General features: G+C 71.1%; 20 protein-coding genes and 1 tRNA gene. 11 read left to right on the forward strand and 10 right to left on the reverse strand.

The annotated features are described in order from the left end of the window. Positions 1-212: 212 nt before the first annotated feature. The 3 genes from hrpA to trxA are packed head-to-tail and all read left to right on the forward strand — an operon-like array spanning position 213 to position 5,227. Positions 213-4,454: an ATP-dependent RNA helicase HrpA gene (gene hrpA, locus FL583_RS27830; protein ID WP_142707801.1), complete on the forward strand. Its 4,242-nt coding sequence runs from the start codon at positions 213-215 to the stop codon at positions 4,452-4,454. 59 nt (positions 4,455-4,513) lie between these two features. Beyond that, positions 4,514-4,918 (forward strand): MerR family transcriptional regulator, encoded by a 405-nt coding sequence (locus FL583_RS27835; RefSeq protein ID WP_142707802.1) that lies wholly within the window; start codon positions 4,514-4,516, stop codon positions 4,916-4,918. After that, positions 4,919-5,227: a thioredoxin gene (gene trxA, locus FL583_RS27840; RefSeq protein WP_142707803.1), complete on the forward strand. Its 309-nt coding sequence runs from the start codon at positions 4,919-4,921 to the stop codon at positions 5,225-5,227. It abuts the gene before it with no gap. Between the two features lie 46 nt (positions 5,228-5,273). On the opposite strand, the gene FL583_RS27845 is transcribed toward trxA, so the two are convergent. Together FL583_RS27845 and FL583_RS27850 are read right to left on the reverse strand one after the other, a co-directional pair. After that, a complete protein-coding gene (locus FL583_RS27845; RefSeq protein ID WP_142707804.1) occupies positions 5,274-5,477 on the reverse strand; it encodes a DUF397 domain-containing protein in 204 nt (67 codons plus the stop codon). An 86-nt stretch (positions 5,478-5,563) separates the two neighbouring features. After that, positions 5,564-6,430, reverse strand: coding sequence for a helix-turn-helix domain-containing protein (locus FL583_RS27850; RefSeq protein WP_170323898.1), 867 nt, complete (start codon positions 6,428-6,430; stop codon positions 5,564-5,566). A 485-nt stretch (positions 6,431-6,915) separates the two neighbouring features. Between FL583_RS27850 and FL583_RS27855 the strand changes: the two genes are divergently transcribed. The 3 genes from FL583_RS27855 (at position 6,916) to FL583_RS27865 (ending at position 11,034) form a co-directional block, all read left to right on the forward strand. Then, positions 6,916-7,551: a hypothetical protein gene (locus tag FL583_RS27855; RefSeq protein ID WP_142707806.1), complete on the forward strand. Its 636-nt coding sequence runs from the start codon at positions 6,916-6,918 to the stop codon at positions 7,549-7,551. A gap of 901 nt (positions 7,552-8,452) precedes the next feature. Next, positions 8,453-9,094, forward strand: coding sequence for a bifunctional DNA primase/polymerase (locus FL583_RS27860; protein ID WP_142707807.1), 642 nt, complete (start codon positions 8,453-8,455; stop codon positions 9,092-9,094). Continuing rightward, complete coding sequence (locus FL583_RS27865) at positions 9,091-11,034, forward strand: globin domain-containing protein (protein ID WP_170323899.1); 1,944 nt, start codon at positions 9,091-9,093, stop codon at positions 11,032-11,034. Before FL583_RS27860 ends, FL583_RS27865 begins: the two co-directional genes overlap by 4 nt. A 60-nt stretch (positions 11,035-11,094) precedes the next feature. Here the strand turns inward: FL583_RS27865 and FL583_RS27870 are convergent, their stop codons facing one another. Then, positions 11,095-11,592, reverse strand: a complete 498-nt coding sequence (locus FL583_RS27870; protein WP_142707809.1) for an adenylyltransferase/cytidyltransferase family protein — start codon at positions 11,590-11,592, stop codon at positions 11,095-11,097. 263 nt (positions 11,593-11,855) lie between these two features. After that, positions 11,856-12,221 (reverse strand): STAS domain-containing protein, encoded by a 366-nt coding sequence (locus tag FL583_RS27875; RefSeq protein ID WP_170323900.1) that lies wholly within the window; start codon positions 12,219-12,221, stop codon positions 11,856-11,858. A 188-nt stretch (positions 12,222-12,409) separates the two neighbouring features. Here FL583_RS27875 and FL583_RS27880 point away from each other — a divergent pair, with 188 nt between their 5' ends. Then, positions 12,410-13,759, forward strand: coding sequence for a PP2C family protein-serine/threonine phosphatase (locus FL583_RS27880; protein WP_142707811.1), 1,350 nt, complete (start codon positions 12,410-12,412; stop codon positions 13,757-13,759). Beyond that, positions 13,756-14,751 carry a cobalamin B12-binding domain-containing protein gene (locus FL583_RS27885; protein WP_142707812.1) on the forward strand — a complete coding sequence of 332 codons (996 nt, stop codon included), beginning with the start codon at positions 13,756-13,758 and terminating at the stop codon, positions 14,749-14,751. The genes FL583_RS27880 and FL583_RS27885 overlap by 4 nt, the downstream gene beginning before the upstream one ends. A gap of 3 nt (positions 14,752-14,754) precedes the next feature. Here FL583_RS27885 and FL583_RS40370 read toward each other — a convergent pair whose 3' ends face one another. From FL583_RS40370 to FL583_RS27900, 4 genes are all read right to left on the reverse strand, one after another. After that, complete coding sequence (locus tag FL583_RS40370; RefSeq protein ID WP_170323901.1) at positions 14,755-14,931, reverse strand: hypothetical protein; 177 nt, start codon at positions 14,929-14,931, stop codon at positions 14,755-14,757. A gap of 666 nt (positions 14,932-15,597) precedes the next feature. Beyond that, positions 15,598-15,687, reverse strand: a tRNA-Ser gene (locus FL583_RS27890). A gap of 44 nt (positions 15,688-15,731) precedes the next feature. Beyond that, positions 15,732-16,163 carry a tRNA adenosine(34) deaminase TadA gene (tadA, locus tag FL583_RS27895; RefSeq protein ID WP_142707826.1) on the reverse strand — a complete coding sequence of 144 codons (432 nt, stop codon included), beginning with the start codon at positions 16,161-16,163 and terminating at the stop codon, positions 15,732-15,734. Between the two features lie 188 nt (positions 16,164-16,351). Continuing rightward, positions 16,352-16,852, reverse strand: a complete 501-nt coding sequence (locus FL583_RS27900; protein WP_205752510.1) for a tRNA adenosine deaminase-associated protein — start codon at positions 16,850-16,852, stop codon at positions 16,352-16,354. A gap of 448 nt (positions 16,853-17,300) precedes the next feature. Between FL583_RS27900 and gndA the strand changes: the two genes are divergently transcribed. After that, on the forward strand, positions 17,301-18,746 hold the full coding sequence (gene gndA / locus FL583_RS27910; protein WP_142707813.1) for an NADP-dependent phosphogluconate dehydrogenase: 1,446 nt from the start codon (positions 17,301-17,303) through the stop codon (positions 18,744-18,746). On the opposite strand, the gene FL583_RS27915 is transcribed toward gndA, so the two are convergent. Beyond that, positions 18,743-19,108 (reverse strand): DUF389 domain-containing protein, encoded by a 366-nt coding sequence (locus tag FL583_RS27915; RefSeq protein ID WP_142707814.1) that lies wholly within the window; start codon positions 19,106-19,108, stop codon positions 18,743-18,745. The genes gndA and FL583_RS27915 overlap by 4 nt on opposite strands. A gap of 206 nt (positions 19,109-19,314) precedes the next feature. On the opposite strand from FL583_RS27915, the gene FL583_RS27920 reads away from it, so the two are divergent. After that, complete coding sequence (locus tag FL583_RS27920; protein ID WP_142707815.1) at positions 19,315-19,716, forward strand: hypothetical protein; 402 nt, start codon at positions 19,315-19,317, stop codon at positions 19,714-19,716. Here the strand turns inward: FL583_RS27920 and FL583_RS27925 are convergent. After that, positions 19,636-20,955 carry a hypothetical protein gene (locus FL583_RS27925; RefSeq protein WP_142707816.1) on the reverse strand — a complete coding sequence of 440 codons (1,320 nt, stop codon included), beginning with the start codon at positions 20,953-20,955 and terminating at the stop codon, positions 19,636-19,638. The genes FL583_RS27920 and FL583_RS27925 overlap by 81 nt on opposite strands. 103 nt (positions 20,956-21,058) lie before the next feature. On the opposite strand from FL583_RS27925, the gene FL583_RS27930 reads away from it, so the two are divergent. After that, a complete protein-coding gene (locus FL583_RS27930) occupies positions 21,059-22,015 on the forward strand; it encodes a prephenate dehydrogenase (protein WP_205752511.1) in 957 nt (318 codons plus the stop codon). The last annotated feature ends 43 nt before the right edge of the window (positions 22,016-22,058 follow it).

The following is a 22,058-nucleotide window of genomic DNA, read 5'->3' on the forward strand; positions in this document are numbered from 1 at the left end:
CCTCTCCGTCTGCGCCACTCCACGATCGCTCGCCTCGCGCGTCCCGGCATCGGGGGTGTCCCTGAGATCCGCTCTACTGTCCTGGACGCGACAGCAGGGCCACCAGGTTCCAGTTTTCACACCGGTGCCAAGAGCACGCTGTGAGACAGCGCGGCACCGTAGATGAAACCGACTCGGCGATCCGGCGCGTCCGCGCCTACGCTGGAAGCGCAATGACGAACGACCTCATGGACATCGCCGATCTCCGATCCCGGCTTCCCGAGCTGATGCTCCGCGACGAGCACCGGCTCCGTCGGCAACTCGAGAAAGCCGCCCCCGAAAAGCTGGCCGCCCTGGCGGCCCAGGTCGAGAGCGCGGCCGCGAAGGTCGAGAAGCGGCGCGAGGCCGTCCCGCCGATCTCGTACCCGCCGTCGCTGCCGGTCAGCCAGCGCAAGGACGACATCCTGGCCGCGATCCGCGACCACCAGGTCGTGATCGTCGCCGGCGAGACCGGCTCGGGCAAGACGACGCAGCTGCCGAAGATCTGCCTCGAGCTCGGCCGTGGCGTCAGAGGCCTGATCGGGCACACCCAGCCCCGCCGGCTGGCCGCCCGCACGGTGGCCGAGCGCATCGCCGAGGAGCTCGACACCGACCTGGGCGACGCGGTCGGTTACACGGTCCGGTTCACCGACCAGGTCAGCGACGGCACGCTGGTCAAGCTGATGACCGACGGCATCCTGCTGGCCGAGATCCAGCGCGACCGCGACCTGCGCCGCTACGACACGATCATCATCGACGAGGCCCACGAGCGAAGCCTCAACATCGACTTCCTGCTCGGCTACCTCAAGCAGTTGCTGCCCCGGCGTCCGGATCTGAAGCTGATCATCACGTCGGCCACGATCGACCCGGAGCGGTTCGCGTCGCACTTCGGCGACGCGCCGATCGTCGAGGTCTCCGGCCGGACCTACCCGGTCGAGGTCCGGTACCGGCCGGTCATCGATCCCGACGACCAGAACGCCGACAAAGATCGGGACGTCACCCAGGCGATCCTCGACGCGGTCGGCGAACTGTCGGGCGAGGGCCCCGGCGACATCCTGGTGTTCCTCTCCGGCGAGCGCGAGATCCGTGACACCGCGGACGCGCTGACCAAGGAGAACCTGCGCAACACCGAGATCGCCCCGCTCTACGCCCGGCTGGCCGCGGCCGAGCAGCACAAGGTCTTCCAACCGCACTCGGGCCGCCGGATCGTGCTGGCCACGAACGTCGCCGAGACGTCGCTGACCGTGCCCGGCATCAAGTACGTGATCGACCCGGGCACCGCGCGGATCTCCCGCTACAGCCTGCGCACCAAGGTGCAGCGGCTGCCGATCGAGCCGGTCTCCCAGGCCTCGGCCAACCAGCGGAAAGGCCGCTGCGGCCGGACGTCGGACGGGATCTGCATCCGGCTCTACACCGAAGACGACTTCGACTCCCGCCCGGAGTTCACCGACCCCGAGATCCTTCGCACGAACCTCGCGTCGGTCATCCTGCAGATGGCCAACCTCGGTCTCGGCGAGATCGCCGCGTTCCCGTTCGTCGACCCGCCCGACAAGCGGTCGATCACCGACGGCCTTCAGCTCCTGTCGGAGCTCGGTGCCCTCCAAACTGCCAAAGCCAATTCTTACGCTGAGCCGGGAACCGCCGCCGGACGGTCGCCGAGCCCCGGCTCCCGATCGCCTGGCGTGCAGTTGACCGCCGTCGGGAAGCAGCTGGCACAGATTCCGATCGATCCGCGGCTGGCGCGGATGGTGATCGAGGCCGACAAGAACGGCGTCGTGCCCGAAGTGCTGGTCATCGCGGCCGCGCTGTCGATCCAGGACCCGCGCGAACGCCCGTCCGAGCACCAGCAGGCCGCCGACGAGAAGCACAAGCGGTTCGCCGACCAGCACTCGGACTTCGCGTCCTATCTGATGCTCTGGAACTACCTGCGTGAGCAGCAGCGCGAACTGTCCGGCAGCGCGTTCCGCCGGATGTGCAAGGCCGAGTTCCTGCACTACCTGCGGGTGCGCGAGTGGCAGGACCTGCACGGGCAACTGCGTCAGATCGTCCGCGGGCTGGGCGTCACCGTCGATCGCGCGGCCGACCCGGGTGCGGACGGCCACAAGGTCGCGAGTTCGCTGCTCGCCGGGCTGCTGTCGCACATCGGCATGCGTGACGAGCGGGCCAACGCCAAGGAGCCGCCGGCGCGCGGGCGACGTCCGCTGACCGAGTACTTCGGTGCGCGCGGGGCGAAGTTCGCGATCTTCCCCGGGTCGACGCTGGCCAAGCGTCCGCCGCGCTGGGTCGTCGCGGCCGAGCTGGTCGAGACGTCCCGGTTGTGGGGACGGATCACCGCGCGGATCGAGCCGGAGTGGGTCGAGCCGCTGGCCGGTCACCTGGCCGTCCGGACGTACAGCGAGCCGCACTGGGACGCCGAGCGCGGCGCGGTGATGGCGACCGAGAAGGTGACGCTGTACGGCATCCCGATCATCGCCGGGCGGCCGGTGACGTACGGGAAGGTCGATCCGGAGCTGTCCCGGGACCTCTTCATCCAGCACGCGCTGGTGGAGGGCGAGTGGCGTACCCACCACAAGTTCTTCGCGCGCAACCGCGACCTGCTCAAGAACGCGGCCGAGCTGGAGAACCGCGCGCGCCGGCGTGACCTGGTCGTCGACGACCAGACGCTGTTCGACTTCTACGACGAGCGCATCGGCCCGGACGTCGTCTCGGCTCGGCACTTCGACTCGTGGTGGAAGGGTGTTTCACGGGAAACGCCCGACCTGCTCGACTTTTCGGCGTCGATGCTGGTCAACCGGGCGGCCGGCGAGCTCGACATCGCGACCGCGTACCCGGACTGGTGGGACGCGGACGGCGTGCGGCTCCGGCTGACCTACCAGTTCGAGCCGGGTACCGCGGCCGACGGCGTCACCGTCCACATCCCGCTGGCGGTGCTCAACCAGGTCGGGCCGGACGGGTTCGGGTGGCAGGTGCCGGGTCTGCGTCAGGACCTGGTGACCGCGATGATCCGGTCGCTGCCGAAGGAGATCCGGCGCAACTTCGTACCGGCGCCGGACGTGGCCCGGGCCGCGCTGGCCGGGATGTCACCGTCCGACGGGCCGTTGCCGGTCGCGCTGGCGGCCGAGTTGCGCCGGCTGACCGGTATCTCGCTGCCGGTCGACGCCTGGCAGGACGATCGGATCCCGGATCACCTGTCGATGACGTTCCGGGTCGAGGACGAGCGGGGTCGGCGGGTCGGCGAGGGCAAGGATCTGGTCGTTCTCCAGCGCGATCTGAAGCCGCAGGTGCGCGACGCGATCGCGGCCGCGTTGACGGCTCCCGAGGAGACCGAGGCCCGTCGCGGGCGGCGAGGGCGCGGGGGCCGGGGTCGTCGGGGCGCCGGCGCTGGAGTGACTGGGGGCGCCTCTGCCGGGGGGCCGGGTGGCGCTGGTGTGGGTGCGGGTACCTCTGCCGGCGGCCCCGACGGGGCGCGCGGTTCCGAGGCTGCGGCGCCTACCGCTGCCGGGCCGCGCCAGCCAGGCGCCGACGGTGACCGTGGGCAGGCGTCGACATCTTCTCCGGAGGCGAGCCTGGAGCAGACCGGGCTGAAGGCCTGGACCTTCGGGACGCTGCCGGACGTGGTCGAACGGCGGCGGGGCGGGTACCTGGTGAAGGCGTACCCGGCGCTGGTCGACGAGGGGGACAGCGTCGCGATCCGGCTGCTCGGCAGCCCGGCCGACCAGCAGCGGGCGATGGTGACCGGGACGCGGCGGCTGGTGCTGCTGACGGTCGCGTCGCCGAACAAGGCGGTCGTGTCGTCGCTGTCGAACGCGGCCAAGCTGGCGCTCGGGCGCAACCCCCACGGGAGCGTGTCCGCGCTGCTCGCGGACTGTGTCGCGGCGGCGGCGGACGAGTTGATCGCGGCGGCCGGAGGGCCGGTGCGCGACGCGGACAAGTTCGCGAAGCTGCGGAACGCGGTCCGGGGGTCGTTGGTCGACACGACGCTCGACGTGTTGCGCCAGGTCGAGAAAGTACTGGCGGCGGCGCACGCGGTCTCGGTGCTGTTGCCGTCGGCGCCGCCGACGGTCGCGGCCGACGTGCGGGCCCAGCTGGACGCGCTGGTCTACCCGGGGTTCGTGGCCGCGTTCGGGCGACGTCGGCTGATCAACGTGCTGCGGTACGTGCAGGCGATCGAGCGTCGGCTGGAGAACGTGCGCCGGGATCCGGCGCGCGACCGCAGCTGGCAGGACCGGATCGCCGCGGTCACCGAGGTGTACCAGGACTGGCTGCGTCGGCTACCGCCGGAGCGGCGGTCGGACGACGCGGTGCGGGAGATCCGCTGGATGATCGAGGAGCTGCGGGTGAGCCTGTTCGCGCAGTCGCTCGGTACCGCGTACGCGATCTCCGAGCAGCGGATCTACAAGGCGATGGACGCGGCGGGCGGCGGAGTCGTGGCGTGACGGACGCTTGCCTTGACGTCGACGGAAATGTCTAGCGTTCGGTGTCGGAGGAGGTCGGGATGCGGATCGGTGAGCTGGCCTCGCGGGTCGGGACGACGACCCGGGCGCTTCGGCACTACGAGTCGCTCGGGCTGCTGTCGGCCGGGCGGACGTCCAACGGGTACCGGGAGTACTCGGCGGCCGACGTCCGGATCGTCGAGGAGATCCGGATGCTGGTCGGGATCGGGTTCGCGCTCGAGGAGACCCGGCCGTTCGTCGAGTGCCTGCGAGCCGGGTACGCGACCGGGGATTCCTGCCCGGCGTCGGTCGCCGTCTACCGGCGGAAGATCGCCGAGATCGACGACTGCGTGGCCGCGTTGGCGGCGGTGCGTTCACGGTTGGCGTCGGCGATGGACGGAGACTCGCTCGGTCCGGCGCCGCAGCCGATGTGCTCGCTGACCTTCTCCCTGACGAGGGAGGTCTGAATGGAAGCGGTGACCGACGAGACCTGGACCGACGAGGTCCTGCTGTCGGACGTGCCGGTGCTGGTGGACTTCTGGGCGGACTGGTGCGGACCGTGCCACCGGGTCCGGCCGGTGCTCGAATCGCTCGCGGCCGAGTGGGAGGGCCGGGTGCGGGTCGTGTCGCTCGACATCGACGTGAACCCGAACGTGACCAGGGACTACGGGGTGCTGGGAGCGCCGACGATGATCCTGTTCGAGGGCGGGGAGCCGGTGCGGACCGTGGTCGGGGCTCAGCCTCGCGGGCGGTTGGTGGCGCAGCTGGGGCTCTGAGAGGTCGGAGCCGCCGGGGTTCTACGTCGGCGGCTCCGGTTCCGAGCTACGGCCGGTCGAATTCCCCGCGCTTGATGCCGGCGAGGAAGGCGGACCAACCGGCGGCCGGGTAGCGCAGGACGGCGCCGCCCGGGTTCTTCGAGTCACGCACGCCGATGACCGACGGCGTCTCGGCGACCTCGACGCAGTTGATGCTGGCGCTGCGTCGGGACTTCCGCCACGACGACGGAGAGAATTCGCTGTTGAGCATAGTTATCCCTGGTGATTGGCTGGATGGCGGCAGACCGCGGTCGCGGGATCGGACCGGCGGCAGCGGCCGCGTTGTGCGCGGCCGAATCAGTGGTGCTCGGGTGGGCGGATCTCGTCGCGCACCGCGGCAATGAAGTCCATAGAGTTCTTCGGTGACAGAGCAATCGACCTGAGCTGGTCGAACATGCGCTGGTAGCGCTTCAGGTCGGCCGACCCCTCCAGGTAGATGTCACCGGTGTGCCCCTCGACGAAGACGATGCTCGAGGCGGGGCTCTCTTCAATCTCGACGATGCCGAAGGGACCGCGTAACGCGGGGTGTGCCCCGGCTTCGAAGTCGAGCACCTGAAGACCGATCTGGGAGCGTCCGGCGATCGTCAGGAGCGCGTCCAGCTGGTTGGCCAGAACGCTCCGGCCCCCGATGAGGCGACGGATCGCGGCCTCGTCGAGGATGAACGACACGTACGGCGGGTCGGAACGATCGAGGATCCGTTGACGGGTGACCCGCAGGGTCACCTGGTCTTCGATCTCCTCTTCGGTTCTCCTTTCACCCGTCCCCCGGATGAGCGCTCGTGCGTAGTCGGGCGTCTGCAGCAGGCCCGGGATGACCGCCGGCTGGTACTCGGCGATCGCGGTGGCTGCGGACTCCAACCCGATCAAGGTGCGGTAGGTCGCGCCGATGTCGTAACCCTGCCACCACGCGCGTTCCTTGCTCTCGCGGGCGAGAGTGAGCAGATGGTCCTGCTCGGCCGGAGACACCCGATAGAGGCGGCAGAGTTCGCGGACGTCACGGAGGACCGCTCCGCGTCGACCCGTCTCGATGCGACTGATCTTCGTCGGGGAGCAGGCGAGCTCCCTGGCGACCTCCTCGATCGTCAGTCCGGACGTACGCCGCAGAGCCCGCAGCCGTGCGGCGAGTTCACGCCGACGCAGCGTGGGGGTGCGTTCTCCCGCCATGGCTAATTGCCCTTTCGGCGCGCCGAAGGCGCGCGAAGAAATGGCACTTGCCATGGCCAGGCGGGGACGTTACCAGTCCGCCGACCACACGAGTCACAGTGGTATCGAGAGCCTCGTTCGTGTCGCAAAACGCGATTCACAATCCGGGATGGGAATCCCGTCACCCCAGGTAGGAGGGGCGTTTCTGGAGGTTTCTCGCTCTTGTGGTTCGAGTGATGGGTGGGGTTCGAAATAGCTGGCGTAAGTGCGATTTCTGTCGAGTCCACGACTCCGAATGGCACTTGCCCTCACCGTCCTGAGCGTGCCAGGATCTCACTGACTGTTATACGAGGGTAGCCAATGAGCCACCGAGGCGCCGTCAGGGGGACGGCCTCTCCCGTATTTGGAGCTTATTGGCTGCGTAAGTTTCGCTCGAAGCGGTTCGTGGTCGAGGGCCGCCGTAGTGCAGTGGAACCCACCAGGTGGACGGCATGGAGGGTGCCAGAATGAACACGGGGCCGCAGAACTGGCACGAAGAGTTACGTCCGCCTACTCCTGTCCTGCGTCGGGGTGCGTTCGCGGGCCGGCCGGTGCGTCCGGCGGTTGCGCGTCCGCTACCGACGACGGTGCTGTGGCGGTGGCGGTACGAGGCCGCGCTGCTGGGTGGCGCGCCGCTGTTCTGGTGGGGGTCGGTCCACGCGGTCGGCGGTCTGGTCGGCCTCAGCTTCGTCACTGCTCTCTTAGCCTTCGTCGCGCTGGTTCCGCCGCTGCGACGGTGGGCCTTCGCGGTCTTGTGGACGATCGTCACGCCGCACCGCATCCGGGTGGCGTGCGCGCAGGCCGGTCTGGTGTCGCACACCGGCAAGCTGCCCGCGGTTCTGGTCACCTGCCGGAAGGCGTACGGCGAGCGGGTCTACCTGTGGTGCCCCGACGGAGTGTCGGCGGGTGACGTCGCGGCGGCCCGGTCGGTGTTCATGGGAGCCTGCTGGGCGCGTGACGTCCGGGTGTTCGAGAGCAGCGGGCAGTATCCGCGGGTGGTCGCGATGGAGGTCGTGCGTCAGCGGACGGCCGAGCCCACCCCGCAGGTGCCGGCGTTATGGGCGCGGTTCGAGCGGCACTCGGGGCGGTTCGAAGGGTTCTGACGCGCTCCGCGGGGCGCCGTGACGGAGGTGTGGGCTTCGGGCCTGCACCTCCTTTTCGTCGGTGTCGGGTAGGTGACACTTGCGGCTCGCCGGTTGCTGATAGCGTGCGTCAAATTTCGCTGCGCAATTGTATTTCGGGGGTCGGGACAATTGTCCCGGGCGGCCGGGAATTGTTCCCGGCCGAATTGGCTGAACGCCTGAGCGGATAGGCGGAATTCCCGAGCGGTTGCCGCTATTTCCTGAGCTCGACAATTGGGTCGTAAAAGGGTTGGCTCGGATTACGGAACGGCAACGATCTTCCGGGTTCTTCGGAAAGCGACTTTCCGGCACTCTTGCGGCCGATTCGCCGTCTCGGAGCTGCGCTCGCGGGGCGGGAGGAGTGAGGCGCTGACCTGCGGCTAGCTGGGGTTCGGAAGGCTCGGTTGTGCAGGGTGTGACGCCAGTCGACGGTTACCTCAGCTTTTGTTAAGCGGGCGGCCAACGTGCGTGCCGTGCCGTTTATTTTCGCACCACTGGTCACACCAGTAACTAAGGATCTGATAAGGCCGAAATCAGTTCGGGCTACGAGGCGAATTGGCGCGTCGGTGCCATGATCAATTTATTCGCCGAGACCGATTGTGGCCGGGTGTGCGTCGCCTCCCGCTCCGGTGAATAGGAATGCGGTTCTGGGAAGGACAGGGGTAACTGCCATGGCACGGAACATTCTCACCGACGACTCCGGACGTAGAGCGCTTGGGCTAGTCGAGGTCGGGTCGGCCGTGCTACCGGCAGCTCTTCGTCGGGACGGGTCGGCCGGGGCTGGCGTGGCCGGCGGCATCGGCGCAGCCGGTACCGGTGCCGCGGGTGTGGAGGCGCCCGGGTGGGCGGTCGCTTGGACGACCGTTCGGGCCGGCGGTGCTCGATGAGCGCCCGGCTCGAGCGCGCGGTGCTGGCGGCCGCGGCCCACGAGTACTTACGGGCCGGGTGGCCGGTGGCGCCGGGCGCCTGGTGGTCACCGCAGTTGCAGCGGTACCGGTGCGGACGCCCGCGCTGCCGGACGTCGAGCCCGCACGCTGTGGACCCGAACACCGGCGCCGGCGACCGGTGCACGGCGACGGTCGCCGAGTGCGTCGTCACCAGCCCGACCGAGGTCGACCGCTGGTGGACCGGGCACCCGTACGCGCTGCTGATGCCGACCAGCACCGGACCCGGCGTCGTGGACGGCACCGAGGACGTCGTCAACACGATCGACGAGCGGCTGCGCGCCGACGGGTACCTGGCGCCGATTTCGAGCTCGAAGGTCGGTCAGGCCCAGCTGTTCTGCCAGCAGCTCCGCCCGAGTCAGGAACTCTGGCTCGCGGCCGCCGGCGCCGGCGTCCTGCTCCACGGGGACGACTCGTGGGTGACGCTGCCGCCGTCGACCGTTCGGACCGGCCAGGTTCGCTGGCTGCGGTCCCCGCAGGAATGTGGGTGGAGGCTGCCCCCGGCGGCCGTGGTCTCCGCTGCGCTACGCGTCGCGCTGACCTTTCGAGCGCGGCCAGTGATAACCGGGCTGTCGGGATGATCCCCCGGCTGCCCGACGAGACCCGACGCCCGGACGCGGCCACGATGGCGCTGCTCCGGGAGTCACGGGCGGCTATCGCGGCGCGGCCGGTGGATCTGGCCGCGGCGGTGTACCGGCATCTCCCGTCGTTCGCGCCGAGGACGAAGGAGCTGATGGCCGCGACGGTTCGCTCGCACGGCGAGCGGATCGTCGAGGAGCTGTTGCGGGCGGTCGAGGTGTTGGACGCGCTCGCGGTGCTCTCGGAAGACCTGCGGAAGCTGGGGGCCGAGCACGCGGCCGAGCACGGGGTGCCGGCGGAGCACTATCCGTACGTCGGGCAGGCGTTGGTCCGGGCGGTCCGGGAGTTGTTCCCGGATGCGGATACCGGGCCGGTGGGGTCGGCGTGGCTCGAGGTCTACGAGTGGGTCGCGGCCGAGATGTTGGCCGGGGCGGTAGAGGGGGCGCCGTCTTCTCCGCCTGGGCGGGATCCGGAGTCGTCGCCGGCGTATTGGCGGCCGTACATCGAGCCGTTGGAGCCGGGGGAGTCCTCGTCGGCGTCGGGTTGGGCGTGGTTGGAGAAGCCGTCGGCGGAGGGGCGGGAGGGTTCGGCGTCCGGGGGTGGGCAGTCGTCTTCGCGGGCCGGGGCGGGCTGGTTGGGCGCGTTGGAGTCTCCGGAGGTGGCTCCGGTGTGGCCGGGGGCGCCGTCGGACGTCGTATCGGACGCGGAGAGTTCGACGCTGGGGCCGGCGTGGCCGGTGGCGGCGGGGTCCGAGGACGGGGCGTCGGGGGCGGCTGAGGGACGGCGCGCGCCGCTCGTTGAAGAGTCGGTGGCGGAGGAGTCGGCGGCCGGGGAGTCGATCGCGTCGGTTGAGGTTCAGCGGCGGGAGGCGTCCGCGGCCGAGGCGGCCGCGGGCGAGGCGTTCGCGGGGGAGGCGTTCGCGGGGGAGGCGTTCGCGGGGGAGGCGTTCGCGCGGGCGGAGGCGGATTCGAGCGGCGAGGAGGTCGCTGACGCCGAGAACAACGTGCAAGCCTCGGACGAGCCGATCGGCGGGGAGCCGGTTGAGGCGGCCGGCTGGCCGGTGGCGGCGATTGCCGATCCGTGGCGTGAGGCGGCGGCGATTCGGCAGTCGGGTGCGCCGGACGGGTCGGGTGCGGGCGAGCGACCCGGTGCGGTGGATCGGGCGACCGCGCCGTCGGCGGACGCGGGTGCGCGGGCTCCGGAGGGTCTCGAGCCTGGTCGCGATCTGGATCCGGTGGCGTCGACCGTGCCGTTCAACCGGGGGGAGCTGCTGGAGCGGCTCGCCCGCGCGGATGAGATCGACGCGGCCGAGCTGCCCGCGCGTCCGGTGTCGCCCGTGCGTCCGGTGTCGCCGGCGCGGCCGGGGCCGTCGGCGGGGCCGGTCGGTTCGGCTGCGGTCCGTCCGGTGTCTCCGGCTCGGGGCGGGCGGCACGACGTCGAGGCGGCTCCCTCGGGACGAGGGCGGCACGGGGTCGTCGACGAGCGGGCGGAGCGCCGACGAGGGCGGAATCCCTGGGCCTGGGGGGCCCGGTTCCGGAGCTCGCAGCCGGTTCCGGTCGAACCGGCGCCTCCCCAGTGGCAACCGCCGGCCCTCGACCCGGCGATGTACGACTCGCCACCCGAGGTGGTGCCGTCCGGTCCGCAGAACCTGGACTTCCGGCGTCCGGCGCCGGGCGAACCCACCGGCGAGAAGGACCTGTCGCCCACCGGAACTGCGGCCGTCGGGGAGTCGGCCGCACCGCCGGAGGCGCCCTCCGCCGACCCGGTCCCGCCCACTGCGCCCACGTCCGGCGCCCGCACGCCGACGGCGTTGCGCGGGGTCGGCACGGGCTGGCCCCGAACGACCACAACCCGGCCGGTCCGGCCGGCCGCGCCCGCGGACGATCCGCGCGGCGCGCCGCCGGACCCGCTAGACCTGGGCGACGCCCCCGCCCAGGAATAGAGGAGGGGGCGTCCCGGCTTGACGCACCGCGACGCCCCCTCCTCCCCGCTTCGGCGGCCCTCAGGCTCCGGCGTGCGACGCGCGCCGTCCGTTGAGCAAGGCGCTGGTCGAGCGGCCCTCCACCAGCGGGATCTCGATCGCCAGCGCGTCGAGCAGGTGCGCGGACCGGCGCTTCTCCTCGGCGAACGGGTCACCCTCGGTGAACGCGAGCACGGCCGGATCGAGCGGCCGCAGCAGGTCGGTGTACGGCTCGGGCTCCTTGACGTCCGGATCGCCGTGCACCAGGAAGACGCCGTCGACCGGTCGCAGCGCGGCGAGCATCTCGGCCCGCTCCACGCCGGTGTTGATCGGGCGGCCCGGCCCCTTCCAGGCCGAGACCCGCTGGTCGTCCTCGACGCCGACCAGCAGCACGTCGCCGGTCTCCTTGGCGGCCCGGAGAAACCGCAGGTGACCGACGTGCAGCACGTCGAACGCGCCGGTGACGACGACCGTGGCGCCGGACCCGGACGGGTTGGCGAACCAACTCAGCTGGAGCCCCGCTCGCGGTGAGTCGGGCATCCGGTCACGTCCTTCCGCGGTGGCTGTCGGTTCACATTCTGAACGGTGAGGGCGACCCGGCGTGGGCGCTGTGATCGGAAACATTGCGGTGTTGCGTTCTGTAACCGTCCTGAAGCTAATCGTGCGTAGCGTCGGTTATGCACGGTACTTCCGGTGCATCTGACGGGGGACCTCGGATGGTCGAGAACGTCGAATTGCTCTTGGCGCAGGTGGCGGCCGAACGTCACCCGGAGGCCTTCGCGGCCGAGTTGCCGGAGGGCTTCTCAGGCTTGCGGCTCGGGAGCGGGCGTCCGGTCGTCGGGCATCGCCTCGGCTCGGGCGATCAGCGCGTCGATACCGGTCGTCTCGAGGACTGACAGCGCGGCCCGGGACGGAGCGGCGATCGCGAACGCGCTGGGCGTTTCGCCGATCGTCCGCCAGAGCGTAACCAAAGCTCCGATTCCGGAGGAATCGACGAACGTCACCCGGGACAGGTCGATCACGACGCGGCGGGCGCCGGCGGTGAACTCGCGCTGGGCCGTCCGGATCAGCGACGGAGAGGTCTCCATGTCCAGGTCACCCTGCGGCCGCAGCCAGGCGGTGCCCTCGTGAACCGAGACGTCCAGCCGCCAGATGCCGTCCTCGACCACCCCGGCCTCCGTTCCTACCGACTTTTCTCCCAGAAAGTGTTCCACTGGCGGGCGCGCGCAATCCTGCGGGCGTCGGTCAACCGACATCTACACCGTATTCTGCGTCGATCCTGAGCCGCGTGGACCGCCCGGTCGCGGTACTGGTGGGTACAGTCAGTTGGGTCTACCCACTGAAAAGAGTCCAGCTGATGTTCGACCAGCCAGTGAGGTACGTCGCCCAGACACCTCTGGGTGTTCTCGATGACTCGACGCTGTTGGCGACCGCGCGGGAACGCGCCGCCCACCTCGCCGCCGCGAGCAAGCAGCTCGCCGGGTCCCTCAACCCCGACCGGACGCTCCGCCGTGCGTTGCACGTGACGGTCCCGGCCGTCGCCGACTGGGCCCAGGTCATGCTCCCGACCCGCACCGGCGTGCGCTTCACCGCCGTCCGGGCCGACGACCCCGACCGTTTCGTCACCGTCGAAGGCAACCGTCCGGTGCTCGGCGAGGTCTCCGGCCACGGCCGGGCGCTCGCGACCGGCCGCTTCGAGCTGATGCACGTCCTGGCCGACGGCCAGGTTCCGGAGGCGGTCGCCGCGACGGTCCCGACCGGCCCGCTGCGCGACGGCCTGCTCGGGCTCCGCCCGGCCGACCTTCTGGTGGTCCCGCTCACCGCGCGCGGTACGACGTTCGGCACGCTGACGCTCGCCCGACGGGCCGGGCGCGGCTTCGAGCAGGAGGACGTCGCGTTCGCGCTCGAACTGTCGGGACGAATCGCGATCGCGATCGACACCGCGCGGGTGTACGCCGAGCAGGCGCGGGTCGCCGAGGTGCTGGCGGCTTCGCTGCGGGCGCCCGAGCTGCCCGACACGCCCGGTCTGGCGATCGGGGCCCGGATGCGCGCGGCGATGCACACGACCGACATCGGCGGTGACTTCTTCGACGTGTTCGGCGAGCCGGGCGACTACTCGGTGCTGCTGGGTGACGTCGCCGGGAAGGGCGCCGAGGCGGCGATCCTCACCGGGCAGGCCCGGCACACCGTGCGCGGTGCCTCGTTCTTCGACCGCCGTCCGGCGGAGCTGCTGCGGGTGCTGAACGCGGCGCTGTTCGCCGGTGGTGGCCGGGTGGAGCCCGCCACGCGGTTCCTGACCGCGGTGTGTGCCCGGGTACGCACGTCGGACGACGGGAGCGCGTCGGTGCTCCTGGCGTCGGCCGGGCATCCGCGGCCGCTGCTGGTGAGGAAGTCGGGCGTCGTCGAGGAGGTGCCGATCAAGGGCCTGCTCTGCGGTGCGCTGCCGACCGCGACCTACTCCGAGATCGAGGTCGGGCTCGCGCCCGGCGACATGATGCTGCTGTTCACCGACGGGGTGCCGGACGCGATCGGCTCGGAGGGTCGGTTCGGCCTCGGGCGGCTGTCGCAGCTCGCCGCCGGCTACGCCGGGAGTGGCCCGCACGCGCTGGCCGAGGCCGTCGACATCGCGGTGGCCGAGTACAGCGGGGCCGGCGTGAGCCCGACCGACGACGTGGCGGTGCTGGCGTTCGGCGGCGTCCCGGCGTGACCGACGCGCTCGACGATTTCGTCAAGGCCCTGGACGCCGCCGACCGGCGGCGGGCGGTCGAACTCGTCAGCGACCTGCTCAACGACGGCGCCGACCCGGTCGACCTGCTGCTGACGCTCGTGACGCCGGCCCAGCAGGTCGTCGGTGAGCGCTGGCAGCGCGGTGAGTACTCGGTGGCCCAGGAGCACGCGGCGACGGCGGTCAGCGAGGCCGCGGTCGCCGTCATCGGGGCGTGGATTCCCGAGCCCACGGAGCCGCGCGGCTATGCCGTGGTGGCGTGTGCGGAGCGGGAGTGGCACGCGCTGGCGGCCCGGATCGTCGCCGAGTCGCTGCGCCATCTGGGCTGGCGGACGACGTTTCTCGGGGCGTCGACGCCGGCCCATCACCTGGCCGGGTACCTGCACCGTCTCGACCCGGACGTCGTCGCGGTGAGCTGCTCGATGCCGGCGTCGCTGCCGACGGCTCGGCGGATCGTCGAGGCCGCGTCCGAGGCCGGGATCCCGACGCTCGCCGGTGGCCGGGCGTTCGGTAGCGACGCGTCGAGGGCGCTGGCGCTCGGGGCCAGCGGGTGGGCCGCGTCGCCGCGAGATGCGGCCGAGGTGCTGGCCACGTTGCGGCCGGTGGTCGAGCCGGTTCCGGCGCTGGCTCATGCCGGCGCCGAGGAGCAGGCCGAGCTGCTGCTGAGGAGCCGAGAACTCGCGGTGCGGGTGTTGAAGTCGTGGTTGGCGGGGTTGGAGGGCGCTGGCGCGGACTGTCTGGTCGGCCTGGACGCCGAGGCGGAGTACGCGGTGGACCATGCGCTGCACTCGCTGGCGGCGGCGTTGCTGACCGACGATGTGACGATTCTGCGGGAGGGGAAAGAGTGGCTGGTGACGCTGCTCGGGGCCCGCGGGTGTCATGCGGAGGCGGTGCCGGAGCTGTGGCGGGTGCTGTCGGAGACGGCGGGGGAACAATTGCCGGTAGCGGCCCGCCTACTGCGCGAGACGGCCTGAACCTCACTGCCAGGCGCCGCGGACGTTGTGGATGTCCGGCGTGAAGCCGTTCCACCGCCAGTCCGGCACCGGAATCCCGGCCGACCGGGCGCGGTCGTGCTTCTTCTTCTCGCGGATCTCGAAGTCAAGGACGCGTAGCGCTCTTGGATCGTCATCTGACGAGGTCTGATCGACGATCATCGGGCGACCCCCGAGGCCGCTCTCCGCGGCGGTAGAGGCTCGGATCGGACGGTGAGGTCGGCCGACGCCTTCGGCGCCGAGACCGTTTAACGAGCCGCGCGCGTAGTGCGCCCTTGTCGGGCGGCTCGGTCTGGCCGGATTCGTCGAGCCGGTGCAGCAGGACGACGAGCCCTGGCTGTGCTTCGATTCGCCGAGAGCGGTGCTGGATGTCGCTGCCGACGTGGGCTCGGCGGCGGCTGCCGGTCCTTGGGCTGACCGATCGCCTCGACCGCCTCGGCCCGGTGCTGCACCAGAAACCACGGGGATTTGGATCCTCGGCTCTGAGGCCGCTGGCGCGGGTGATCGCGCCTCGCTGGCGGTAGTCGGCCGAGCGTCTCCGGGCGTCTCCGGGCGTCTCGGAGCGTCGGCCCAGGCGCGCTGGGGATGCTCGCGGAAGAGGTGGACAGCGCCGGTCCGGTCAGGCCGCTGCACGGGGATCTGGCCGACGCGAACCTCGGCTTCGCCGGACGCCGTCTGGGGCTCTTCGACGCGTCGGCCCTGGCCGGTCCGCGAGCCTTCGACGCGGCTCGGCGAGCGGCGCGGCCGGCGCGTCACGGTGTCGATCCCCGCCGCGCTGAAAAGTCAAGGGTCCGTTCCGCTCGGAACGGACCCTTGAAGTGGCCTTCGTGGCGGTGGCGGTGGGATTTGAACCCACGGAGGAGTTGCCCCCTCACACGCTTTCGAGGCGTGCTCCTTCGGCCGCTCGGACACGCCACCGCCGAAGACGATACCGGATCCTGCTCCGGGGTCCGAATCGGCTGTCAGCGGTGCTCGGCGAAGAAGCGGTCGAGCAGGTCGGCGCACGCCTGCTCGTTCACGCCGGCCACCACCTCCGGGCGGTGGTTGAGCCTTCGGTCGCGGACCACGTCCCAGAGGGAGCCGGCTGCTCCGGCCTTCGGGTCCCAGGCACCGAAGACGACTCGGTCGACCCTGGCCAGCACCATCGCGCCGGCGCACATCGTGCATGGCTCCAGGGTGACGACCAGGGTGCAGCCGGTCAGTCGCCAGGTGCCCAGGGCTTCGGCGGCTCGGCGGAGTGCCAGGATCTCGGCGTGGGCGGTCGGGTCGCCCGTGGCTTCGCGTTCGTTGGCGGCTCGGGCGATCGGGACACCGGAGGCGTCCAGGACCACGGCTCCTACCGGTACGTCCCCGGTCGCCACCGCGCCGGCCGCGACCGCGAGCGCCTCGCGCATCCCGGCCACGTCCCCCTCCCGCCACGGCACTCCCCGCGTAGCGCCACCCACGCGCTCCACGCCCGCCTCAGCCACGCCCGCCTCAGCCACGCCCGCCCCACCGGCCAAGCCAACCGGGCGCTCCGCGCCCTCCATACCGACGCCACCCGCACCCGCCGGGCTCGAGCCCACCCCCACCTCCGACGAACTCACTCGCCGCGTAGCTCGGTCAGCGCGTCGGCAGCTCCCACCTTGCGCGAGATCTCCAGCATCACGTCCGACGGCAACATGCCCTCATGCGCGCACAGCGCCAGCAGATCCCGCGCCGAAACCCCAACGTCCGCCAGCAAATCGGTATCCCCGACCGGCTGGCTCATCACGTCCGATTCCTCGTCATCGTCGTCGGCCGCTGGCACGTCCGCTTCCTCCAGATCCACCAGCAACGCGGCACCGACCCTCGACTCGTCCGCGAACGACGCGTCCGAACCGAAGACCCGCAGCTCGTCACCGCCGTCCAGACGCAGGACGACCAGGTATTCATCGTCGGCCTCGACGAACAGCAACGCGAGGTCGGCGTCCGGCTCGACCTCACGGAGCAGGTCCGCGGCAGCGTCGGCATCCTCGATCTCGTCGAGATCGAGTTCAGCAGCGACCCACCCTCGGCGCGGACGAACCAGAGCAGCAGCGAAGTACGACACGACCCTCCCCACCACGGGCAGCAAAACGTCCGTCCACAGCATCGGACGCGACGCAGTCGCGCGCTAGACCCGAAGGCCCAGACCGGAAAGGTCAGGTGAGGATACTCACGCCATCCGTCGGCGATTCGTGATGAAGTCCCGCTGTCGTTCGTGCCGGGCGCGCCTCGGCGCGACCCGGTTGCGCAAGGCTCGCGCCTCCGCGAGTTCGGCGAGTAGCTGGATTCGTCGACGACGCCGCTCGGGGTCGAGTCGCTCCATGTCCTGGCCGCTCATAGTCCCGACCATGCCCAAAAATCGCCCGTTCATGCAAGAACCCCAGGGCCGAGATCCCAAAAATCACTCTCCGCACCCGCGTCCACACTCACCTCCGACGTGCTGAACCCTTCGGACGTGCTGAACGCGAGGTAGGACTGTTACGTAGTCCACACCGAGCCCACCCACGCAGCCCCGAGGTGACGGAATGACTTCGACAGCAACAGCCGACATCGGCGTAACCGGACTCGCCGTGATGGGCCGGAACCTCGCCCGCAACCTCGCCCGGCACGGGCACACGGTCGCGGTCCACAACCGGTCGCCGGAGAAGACGCACTCCCTGGTCACCGACCACGGATACGAGGGCACGTTCGTCGCCAGCGAGTCGATGGCCGACTTCGTGCAGTCGCTCAAGCGTCCCCGCGCCGTGATCATCATGGTCAAGGCCGGGAAAGCCACCGACGCCGTGATCGACGAGCTGATCCCGCTGCTGGAAGAGGGCGACATCGTCGTCGACTGCGGCAACGCGCACTTCGCCGACACCAGGCGGCGCGAGGAAGCCCTCAAGGAGCACGGCCTGCACTTCTCCGGCACCGGCGTCTCCGGTGGCGAGGAGGGCGCGCTGAACGGTCCGAGCATCATGCCCGGCGGCTCCGAGCACTCGTACGAGAAGCTCGGCCCGATCTTCGAGTCGATCGCCGCGAACGTCGACGGCACCCCGTGCTGCTTCCACGTCGGGCCGGACGGCGCCGGGCACTTCGTCAAGATGGTGCACAACGGCATCGAGTACGCCGACATGCAGCTGATCGCCGAGGCCTACGACCTCCTGCGCTCGGGCCTGGACGCCACCCCGGCCCAGATCGCCGACATCTTCCGCGAGTGGAACCGCGGCAGCCTCGAGTCGTTCCTGATCGAGATCACCGCCGACGTGCTGTCCCACGTCGACGGGCGCACCGGGCGGCCGTTCGTCGACATCGTGCTCGACCAGGCCGAGCAGAAGGGCACCGGTCGCTGGACCGTGCAGACCGCCCTCGACCTCGGCGTCCCGATCACCGGGATCGCCGAAGCGACGTTCGCCCGGTCGCTGTCCGGTCACGCCGAGCAGCGCGAGGCGGCTCGCGAGGTCTTCCCGACCACCAACGAGCTGGCCTGGGCGGCCGACGACCGCGAGGGGTTCATCGAGGACGTCCGGAAGGCGCTGTACGCGTCCAAGGTCGTCGCGTACGCGCAGGGCTACGACATGATCAAGGCCGGCAGCGACGAATACGGCTGGGACATCGACCGCGGCGCCACCGCGACGATCTGGCGCGGCGGGTGCATCATCCGGGCCCGGTTCCTCGACCGGATCCGCGAGGCCTACGACGAGAACCCCGAGCTCCCGACGCTGCTGGCCTCGCCGTACTTCGTGAAGGCGGTCTCGGACGGCGTCGACAGCTGGCGTCGCGTGGTCGGCGACTCCGCGCGGGCCGGCGTTCCGACCCCGGCGTTCTCGTCGTCGCTGGCGTACTTCGACGGTCTCCGTCGTCGTCGGCTGCCGGCCGCGCTCATCCAGGGTCTGCGCGACAACTTCGGCGCGCACACCTACCTGCGCACCGACACGGAGGGCGCCTTCCACACGCTCTGGGGCTCCGACAAGACCGAGCACAAGGCCTAGGTGAAGAGCTGGTTCACGTTGAACGTGTCCCAGGCGAGAACCAGCATCGTCACCGAGAGAGCGGCTCCGGTGACCGCGGCTACGCCAACGCCCATGCCGCGGTCACCTCGGGTCAGCAGCACCGCGCCGGCCGATCCGGCGATCAGGATCGCCACCAGGAACAGGCTCACCAGCGACGCCGTGCTCCACGACACGAGCCCGACCAGCACGAAATAGACCAGCGACACACACACCCCGATCAGCACGCCCCACCAGCGCACCTCGCCGCTCTCCCGATACCGGGGACGGCGCGGTGTCGGCATTTGTACCGGCGGCGGCACATAACCGGCTGGTTGGTGGTTCGGAGCCGGGTCCCACGTCATGCGCCGAGCCTACGACGCTCTGGTCAACACTCGACTACGTCGTGCATTCTGAAGGCATGGGCGAGGTGTTACCGCTGCCACACCGGGGCGACGTGTTTCTCGACCCCCGTGGGGAAGGCCGGTCGCTGCGAATCAGCGGCCACCGTGGTGCTGGAACCGTCGTGCTGAGCATCTGGCGGCAGGGCGAGTGCCGAGCGACGTTCCGGTTGGCCGGAACCGAGGTCGACGACTTCGTCCGCGCTCTGTTGAGCGCGGCTCCGCCGTCGGCCCCCGGCACCGAGTTGCCCGCCGTCGCCGGCGAGCCCACACCGGTGCTGCAGGTGCAACTGAGCGGCAACGTCGTGGTTGAGCTCAATTCTCATATCGACGATATGCAGCGGACCACCGCAGTAGGAACTACTGCCGTAGCCGCCGAACCGGCCGACCAGCTTGGCGAGGAGACCACCGAGGAGATCGTCCCGGCCACCGGCGAGCACGACGTCACCGCAGGCGCAAAGCCGGCGGAGGCGAGCACCGCCGACGAGGCCTCAGCCGACCCCACGCAGACCCCAGAGCCCGGCCCCGACGACCCGCCCGCCGGGCGGCCCGGCCCCGATCCGGTCGTCTGATCCGACCTCCGGCGGCTCGGCCCCGAGTCGCAGTGCCGCCCGCAGCAGCGATCGTTGCCGCTCCACCGCCCGATGCGTGTCCCGGCACAGCTCCCGGTACGCGGCCAGCGTGTCGGCCGGTCCGCCCAGCGCCGCTCGCACCGCGGTGAGCAGCGGCGACGCGTCCGTCTCGTAGGCCGTCAGCAGGACTTCGGTCGCGGCCTCGACGTCCCCGACCGCCTGGGCCGCGCGCAGGGCCGCGCGGTCGAGCAGCATCGCCTTGGCCGCGGCCTCCTGGACCGCGGCGACCGTGCGCAGCGCGGTCTCGATCCCCGGTCGTTCGCCCGGCGGGAGCCGGAGCGCGAACGGAACCGGGCAGCGGCGGCCGCGGACCAGCACGCCGCCCTCGGCGGCGTCGACCATCGCGAGGAACAGCGCGAACGGACCGGCCGCGCCGAGCCGCAGGCCGGCCAGCCGGTCCGCGGCCCGGAGCGTGGTGATGCTGAGCTCGGGATCCTCGTCGGCGACCGGAACCGGGTCGAGCAGCACCTTCGTGCCCGGCCCGGCCGCGGCGGCCAACCAGGAGGCGGTCTGCCAGTCCGGGGTGGCCCGCCGCACCGGGAACGGGTCGTCGACCGAGTACTCGACGACCAGCTGCATCGACGCGGGCAGCTGCCGCCGGACGCCGCTGAGCACGTCGGCGAGCCGGTCGAGCCGCCGCTGGGTCTCCCCGGCGCCGGGGTAGGGCGCGCCGGTGTGCAGGCGGACGACGAACCGGCGCGCGTCCAGATCGACGGCGAGCGCGGCCGCCCGGCGCAGCGTCAACAGCGCCCGCTGGGCCAGGTCGGCGTCCGGATGGCAGAGCGGCAGCGGACGCCCGGGCCGCGCGGCGACGTCGGGAACCACCGCGCCGATGCGGATGTCGGCGTCGGCCGCGTGAGCGGCCAGCTCGGCGGCGTCGTCGACGCGATCGGCGGGCAGTTCGAGACCGACCGCGGGCGTGATCACGGTGAGCCGGTGGATGACGGCCGTGTCCGCGACCGCGTCGTGCCCGGTGAACGCGGAGCCGGTCGGCCGGAGCAGCTCGGAGGGGATCTCGATCCGCATGCTGCAGAGGGTCGCGACGGCGTCGGCGTCGACGCCCCAGAGCAGACGGCGGCCGGACGTGGCTTCCGCCGGGTCGGAACGGTCGGGCTCGGAGGGTGCGGCGGGTTCGGCGGGTTCGGCGGGTTCGGCGACCGGTGCCGTAAATCGATTCATACCCATTCCTCCCGGCTTATCCGGCCATGACCCTCGCTGATTACGACGGCTCACTGCAAGTCGACGGGGCGGAAAGATGAGCGCGTGTTGCATGCTGTCCGGTGTGCAGATAACCCGGACGGCGGTCCTCGGCCTCGGTCTGATCGGCGGCTCGCTGCTGCTGCGACTGGCAAAGATGCAGGCCAGCGCCATCGGGTACGACGCTGATCCGGGTACCAGGGCCGCGGTCGCGGACAGGCTAGGGGAGCACGCGGTGGCGTCGGATCTGGCCGCCGCGATCGAAGGTGCGGACCTCGTCGTGCTCGCGGTGCCGTTGCCGGCCGTGCCGGTGGTGCTGAGCGCGCTGGCCGAGGTCGGTTACCGGGGTCTGCTCACGGATGTGACGTCGGTGAAGGACCCGGTTCGGGCGCTGGTGTCCACCGAGCTGGCGGGTGCTCGGTGGGTGGGCGGGCACCCGATGGCGGGCAAGGAGTCGTCCGGGTTCGGGGTAGCCGACGAGGATCTGCTGAACGGCTGCGCCTGGGCCCTGTGCCTGGACGACGAGGTGCTGCTGGACGACTGGCTCGCGGTCGCCCGCTGGGCCCTGGCCGTCGGAGGCCGGGTGACGCCGCTGACGTCGGAGGAGCACGACACCGCGGTCGCCCGGATCAGCCACCTCCCGCACGTGGTCGCGGCCGCGCTGACGATCGGAGCCGCCGACGGCCCGGTCGGCCCGGCCGCGCTGGGCCTGGGAGCCGGCTCCTTCCGCGATGCGACCCGAGTGGCCGCGACCAGGGTGGCTCTGACCGCCGCCATGTGCGGCGGGAACGCGCTGGCGCTCGCGGTCGAGGTGGACGCGCTGATCGAGCGCCTGACCTCGGCCCGGCAGGTGCTGACCGACCCCGAGGCGCTGTCGGACTGGCTGGAAAGCGCCCGGGCGATCCGGGCCAACTGGCCACCGCCCGGGGCAAAAGCCAGCGTCCGCCTCACCCGCGACGAGCTACTGTTCCTCGGCCGGGGTGGCGGGTACCTGATCGAGATCCACGAAAGCTCCGCCGACGTGATCCAGCCCGAGGCCTGACCGAGTTCGGCGGCTAGGAGGTCGGTGCCCTCGCCGACGTGAC

Source organism: Cryptosporangium phraense (assembly GCF_006912135.1).
Lineage (GTDB): Bacteria > Actinomycetota > Actinomycetes > Mycobacteriales > Cryptosporangiaceae > Cryptosporangium > Cryptosporangium phraense.

What these genes read in the sequence shown, in the direction of transcription:
- FL583_RS27845 (WP_142707804.1), bottom strand. Translation starts at nt 5,477, where the DNA reads ATGCTCAACAGCGAATTCTCTCCGTCGTCGTGGCGGAAGTCCCGACGC.
- FL583_RS27860 (WP_142707807.1), top strand. Translation starts at nt 8,453, where the DNA reads ATGAGCGCCCGGCTCGAGCGCGCGGTGCTGGCGGCCGCGGCCCACGAG.
- hrpA (WP_142707801.1), top strand. Translation starts at nt 213, where the DNA reads ATGACGAACGACCTCATGGACATCGCCGATCTCCGATCCCGGCTTCCC.
- FL583_RS27835 (WP_142707802.1), top strand. Translation starts at nt 4,514, where the DNA reads ATGCGGATCGGTGAGCTGGCCTCGCGGGTCGGGACGACGACCCGGGCG.
- FL583_RS27850 (WP_170323898.1), bottom strand. Translation starts at nt 6,430, where the DNA reads ATGGCGGGAGAACGCACCCCCACGCTGCGTCGGCGTGAACTCGCCGCA.
- tadA (WP_142707826.1), bottom strand. Translation starts at nt 16,163, where the DNA reads ATGCGCGAGGCGCTCGCGGTCGCGGCCGGCGCGGTGGCGACCGGGGAC.
- FL583_RS27870 (WP_142707809.1), bottom strand. Translation starts at nt 11,592, where the DNA reads ATGCCCGACTCACCGCGAGCGGGGCTCCAGCTGAGTTGGTTCGCCAAC.
- FL583_RS40370 (WP_170323901.1), bottom strand. Translation starts at nt 14,931, where the DNA reads ATGATCGTCGATCAGACCTCGTCAGATGACGATCCAAGAGCGCTACGC.
- FL583_RS27880 (WP_142707811.1), top strand. Translation starts at nt 12,410, where the DNA reads ATGTTCGACCAGCCAGTGAGGTACGTCGCCCAGACACCTCTGGGTGTT.
- trxA (WP_142707803.1), top strand. Translation starts at nt 4,919, where the DNA reads ATGGAAGCGGTGACCGACGAGACCTGGACCGACGAGGTCCTGCTGTCG.
- FL583_RS27915 (WP_142707814.1), bottom strand. Translation starts at nt 19,108, where the DNA reads ATGACGTGGGACCCGGCTCCGAACCACCAACCAGCCGGTTATGTGCCG.
- FL583_RS27855 (WP_142707806.1), top strand. Translation starts at nt 6,916, where the DNA reads ATGAACACGGGGCCGCAGAACTGGCACGAAGAGTTACGTCCGCCTACT.
- gndA (WP_142707813.1), top strand. Translation starts at nt 17,301, where the DNA reads ATGACTTCGACAGCAACAGCCGACATCGGCGTAACCGGACTCGCCGTG.
- FL583_RS27925 (WP_142707816.1), bottom strand. Translation starts at nt 20,955, where the DNA reads ATGAATCGATTTACGGCACCGGTCGCCGAACCCGCCGAACCCGCCGAA.
- FL583_RS27865 (WP_170323899.1), top strand. Translation starts at nt 9,091, where the DNA reads ATGATCCCCCGGCTGCCCGACGAGACCCGACGCCCGGACGCGGCCACG.